Raw genomic sequence first — 5,531 nt, forward strand, 5'->3', positions numbered from 1 at the left:
CGCCTGCAGCAAGCGTGAAGAACATCAGCCAGCTAATCGGTTGGTCTCCGTTCATGAATTCCTCCAGTTGTCTGTCGACGAGACGAGTTGTTCACCTGTCGACCAACAACTGGAGATAATTCGATTGGTTCCGGCTTTCCGCCCGCGGGAATCGGGAGCGGACAACGCTCGCAATTTCGAGTTAAGCTTGATCGTGCGGCAGTTGCGCGTGCATCGGAACCTGGTGCGTCAGGGTTTCCCCGACAGGATCGTCCGAGCGATCGCGGGCGAATAGCCGCTGCACGACGACAAAGAACACCGGAACAAATAGCAGCGCCAGCACCACGACCGCGATCATGCCGCCCATCACGCCGGTGCCGAGCGCCTGCTGGCTTTTGCCGCCGGCGCCGCTCGCGATCACCATCGGCAACACGCCCGAACAGAACGCCAGACCGGTCATCAGGATCGGCCGGAAACGCAGGTGGCACGCTTCCATGGTCGCCTCGCGCAGCGTCTTGCCTTCCTTGCGCAGGTCTTTGGCGAACTCGACGATCAGAATCGCGTCCTTGGCGGCGAGACCGATGATCGTGATCAGGCCGACGGTGAAGTACACGTCGTTCGGCAGCGACCGCGTCGTCGCCGCAACCACCGCACCGGCGATGCCGAGCGGCACCGTCAGCAGCACCGACAGCGGAATCGTCCAGCTTTCGTACAGAGCCGCCAGCACCAGGAACACCACCAGCGCCGACAGCGCCAGGATGATCGGCGCCTGCGAGCCCGACAGCTTTTCCTGCAGCGACTGGCCGGTCCAATCGTAGCCGAAGCCGCGCGGCAACTGATCGGCGAGCCGCTCCATCTCGGCGATCGCGTCACCCGAGGTGAAGCCCGGCCGCGCCTCGCCGCTGATGCGGATGGCCGGATAGTAGTTGAAGCCGACGATCTGGGTCGGGCCCTTGGCCCATTCCACCGTGGCGAAGGACGAGAACGGCACCAGCTGGCCGCGACTGTTCTTCACCGTGTAGGACAGGATGTCGTCGGCGTTCATCCGCCCTTCCGCGTCGGCCTGCACGATCACGCGCTGCATGCGGCCGCGATTGGGGAAGTCGTTGATGTAGGCCGAGCCGAGATTGGTCGAGATCGTGGTGTTGATGTCCTCGAAGGTGACGCCGAATGCGCCGGCCTTCTCGCGGTCGATCATCAAGTTGAGCACCGGCGCCGGCGGCAGGCCTTCGACATAGACCTTCTGCAGCACTGGGCTGGCGTTGGCGGCGGCAATCAGCTGCTCGCTGGCCTTGACCAGCGCCTCGTGGCCCTTTTGGCCGCGATCCTGCAGCCGGAAGCTGAAGCCCGACGAGTTGCCGAGGTTGTCGACCGGCGGCGGCTGCAGAGCCGAGATTCGGGCGTCGCGAATGCCACCGAGCTTGCGGTTGGCATCGTCGACAATCGCGGCGGCGGAGGAGTTCTCATCACGCTCGCCCCAATCCTTCAGCGTGACGAATGCCTGCGCCGCGTTCATGCCCTGGCCGAGGAAGCTGAAGCCGGTGAGGAAGGTGACGTTCTGGACGCCGTCGCGCTTGAGCAGATAGTCCTCGACCTGCTTCACGACGTCGTAGGTGCGGTTGTAGGACGAATCCGACGGCGTCTGCACGTCGACGGTGACGAAGCCCTGGTCGTCGATCGGCAGGAAGCCGCCGGGCATCCGCGCCATGCCCCAGCCGAGCACGGCGACCAGCACTGCGTAAATCACCATCAGCCGACCGGTGCGGCCAAGATTCCAGCGCACGATGCTGGAATAACGCTCGCGGATATTGTCGAGCGTGCGGTTGAACCAGCCGAACACGCCGCGCTCGGCGTGGGCGTGGCCCTTATTGACCGGCTTCAGCAGCGTGGCGCACAGCGCCGGCGTCAGCGACAGCGCCATCAGCGCCGAGAACGCGATCGCCGACACCATCGTCACCGAGAACTGCCGATAGATGATGCCGACCGAGCCGGGGAAGAACGCCATCGGCAGGAACACCGCGATCAGCACCAGCGTGATGCCGATGATCGCCGAGGTGATCTGCGACATCGCCTTGCGGGTCGCTTCCTTCGGCGGCAGCCCTTCCTCGGACATGATGCGTTCGACGTTCTCGACCACCACGATGGCGTCGTCGACCAGAATGCCGATCGCCAGCACCATGCCGAACATCGACAGCATGTTGATCGAATAGCCGAACAGCAGCAGCGACGCGCAGGTGCCGAGCAGCGCCACCGGCACCACGATGGTCGGGATGATGGTGTAGCGGATGTTCTGCAGGAACAGGAACATCACCACGAACACCAGCACCACCGCTTCGACCAGCGTGTGCAGCACCTTGGTGATCGAGGCCTCGACCACCGGGGTGATGTTGTAGGGGATTTCGTATTTGATGTTGGCCGGGAAGAAGCGCGACAGCTCCTTCATCTTGGCTTCGACCGCGCTGGCGGTGGCGAGCGCGTTGCCGGTCGGCGACATCAGCACCGACAAACCTGCGGTCGGCTTGCCGTTGAGGCGGGTGTTGAACTGGTAGCTGAAACCGCCGATCTCGATCCGCGCCACGTCGCGCAGCCGCACCGTCGAACCGTCGGAATTGGCGCGCAGCACCACGGCGCCGAATTCGTCGGCCGAGGACAGCTGGCCCTTGACCAGCACCAGGGCGGAGATCTTCTGCCCCTTCGGGGTCGGCTCGGCACCGATGCTGCCGGAAGCGACCTGGGCATTCTGCGCCTCGATCGCCTTGGTGACGTCGTCGGCGGTGAGGTTGTAGCCGATCAGCTTGGCCGGATCGATCCAGATGCGCAGCGCACGCTCTGTCGAATACAGCGTCGCGCGGCCGACGCCGGGGATACGCCGGATTTCGCCGAGCACGTTGCGGATCATGAAGTCGCCGAGGCCGACTTCGTCGAGCGATCCGTCGGTCGACGTCAGCGTGATGATCTGCAGCACCGCGCTGGAAGCTTCCTCGACCAGGATGCCCTGCTGCAGCACCGCGCGCGGCAGACGCGCCTCGATCCGCTTGATGCGGTTCTGCACGTTCACCGACGCCATTTCGGTGTCGGTGCCCGGCTCGAAGTTGGCGATGATTTCGACCTGGCCGAGCGAGTCGGAGGTCGACTCGAAGTTCAGAATGCCGTTGGCGCCGTTCAGCTCTTCTTCGATCAGCCGGGTGACGCTGTTGTACAGGTTCTCCGGCGAGGCGCCGGGATATTGCGTCGACACCGAGATCGAGGGCGGCGCGATGATCGGATATTGCGCGACCGGGAGAAACGGAATCGAGATCGCGCCGATCAAGCAGATGAACAGCGCGATCACCCAGGCGAAGACCGGCCTGTCGATAAAAAATGCGGGCATCGGGCGGCGCCTATCGCACCGCGTTCGCCGAACCCGTGGTGGTCGGCGCGGCAGCCGCCGACCGGCGATCACTGACGCTCACCGGCACCACGGTGTCACCCGCAGCGAATTTCTGGAAGCCTTCGACCACCACCCGCTCGCCCGGCTTCAAGCCGTCGAGCACCAGATAATGGCCGTCCTGCTGGGCGCCGACCCGCACCGCCTGCACGGCGACGCGGTTGTCGTCCTTGACGACGAACACTTCGCTGCCGCCGCCGCTGTTGCGCTGAACCGCCTGCTCCGGCACCGCGAGGGCGTCGGCGTCGATGCCCTGCTCGATCCGCACCCGGACATACATGCCCGGCAGCAGCTCGCGCTTCGGATTGTCGAACTCGGCGCGCAGCGTCACCTGACCGGTGTAGGCGTCGACCTTGGCGTCCGAGAACAGCAGTTTGCCGTGCACCGGATAGTGCGTGCCGTCGTCGAGTACGAGGTGAGCGCGCACCGCATCGGCTGCGATCTGATCGAGCTCGCCGGAGTCGAACGCGCGGCGCAGCCGCGCCATCTCGGACACCGGCTGGGTGAAGTCGGCATAGACGTGGTCGAGCTGCTGAATGGTCGCGAGGCTGGTGGCATCGTTCTGCACCACCAGAGCGCCTTCGCTGACCAGCGCCGCACCGATCCGGCCGCTGATCGGCGCACGGATGGTGGCGTATTCCAGATTGAGCTTGGCCCGCGCGACTTCGGCTTCGCGCACAGCGACTTCGGCTGCCGCCTGGCGCAGATTGGTGGTCGCGACTTCGTTGGCGGCACGCGACGCCGCCTGCTCGCTCGCCAGCATCGAGACGCGCTTGGCGTGCATGTCGGCCTGATCGCGGGCGGCGGTGGCCTTGGCGAGCGCAGCTTCGGCAGCCTGCAGCTCCACCTCGAATGGGCGCGGATCGATCTGATACAACGGATCGCCGGCGTTGACCTCGCTGCCCTGCTGGAACGTCCGGCGCAGAATGATGCCGGAGACGCGCGGCCGCACGTCGGCAACGCGGATCGGCGCAATCCGGCCCGGCAGTTCGCGCACAATCGAGCGCGGCTGCGGCTTCACGGTGACGATGCTGACTTCAGGCTTCTCCGCCGCAGAAGCGTTGGCGGCGGACGGTTCCTTGCACCCGGCAAGCGCCGGCGCCAAGACGGCGAGCGCAACGGCCGTCCAACCCAGCTTGGTCCATCCCCGCATCAAAATAACCTCTTTCAATCCGTCTCGTGTCATCCGCGAGGCACCGACGCCTCGTCATGCGCAGCCGACCGTCGGCTGCCGATCGCAGCAACGCGATCGTGGACACGCTTGATGAATGGAAATTAATCGCGGAATTGTGCGGCACAACATCGTGAAGCGGCGGCGCAATGTCACACGGTACGGAACCGCATGAACTCGTTGCGCTTTCGCCGCCTCACGGCTGTGTGAATCGGAGAACTACGAAGTGATAAGAGGCGCTGCGTTCCACCGAACTGAGTTAATCGAAAGTTAAAGACGGAGACCTGCCGGCACGCTTACACGGAACCGGCAGGCGACCTCGCGGCAGATCAGCTGCCGTAAACAAACGCCGGATCGTCAAGATCGATCGCGGGGAACTGATCCTTCTCGGTCCAGTAATCCTGGCTGTGCTGCCATTCCGGCTTGTCGCCGCGCTTGGGCAGTAAGTGCATCCCGCGCATCAGGTAACCGGGATTGAAGTTCTCCGGGTCGATCCACGGCAATAGCGCCATGTCGCGGTCTTCCGGGCGCAGCGCCGGCACCACGCTACGATGGCCGTTCTGCTTCATGTGGCTGAGCAGACGGCAAACAAAGTCGGCGACCAGATCGGCCCGGAGCGTCCAACTGGCGCGGAAATAGCCGAACACCCATGCCATGTTCGGTACGCCAGTGAACATCATGCCGCGATAGGTCACGGTCTCGGCGAAATCGAGCGCCTTGCCGTCGATCGAGAATGCAATGTCGCCGAGCACGTTGAGATTGAAGCCGGTCGCGGTGACGACGATGTCGGCCTCGAGCGTCTCGCCGGACTTCAGCCGGATACCTTGCTCGGTGAAGCGGTCGATCTCGTCGGTGACCACCGAGGCCTTGCCGGATGCAATCGCCCTGAACAGATCGCCATCGGGAACGAAGGCGATGCGCTGCCGCCACGGCCGATAGCTCGGCGTGAAGTGC

The 5,531-nt window shown here is 64.5% G+C and carries 3 protein-coding genes; all 3 read right to left on the minus strand.

Annotated features, from left to right (window positions below):
* Positions 1-181: 181 nt before the first annotated feature.
* On the minus strand, positions 182-3,349 hold the full coding sequence (locus DYI24_RS20120) for a multidrug efflux RND transporter permease subunit (protein WP_164573575.1): 3,168 nt from the start codon (positions 3,347-3,349) through the stop codon (positions 182-184).
* A 10-nt stretch (positions 3,350-3,359) separates the two neighbouring features.
* Positions 3,360-4,559, minus strand: a complete 1,200-nt coding sequence (locus DYI24_RS20125) for an efflux RND transporter periplasmic adaptor subunit (protein WP_107354727.1) — start codon at positions 4,557-4,559, stop codon at positions 3,360-3,362.
* Between the two features lie 347 nt (positions 4,560-4,906).
* On the minus strand, positions 4,907-5,531 hold a 625-nt coding region (locus DYI24_RS20130; RefSeq protein ID WP_164573576.1), incomplete at its 5' end, for an NAD(P)/FAD-dependent oxidoreductase.

The sequence above is a fragment of the Rhodopseudomonas sp. BR0C11 genome (assembly GCF_010820945.1).
GTDB classification, from domain to species: Bacteria; Pseudomonadota; Alphaproteobacteria; order Rhizobiales; family Xanthobacteraceae; genus Rhodopseudomonas; species Rhodopseudomonas palustris_H.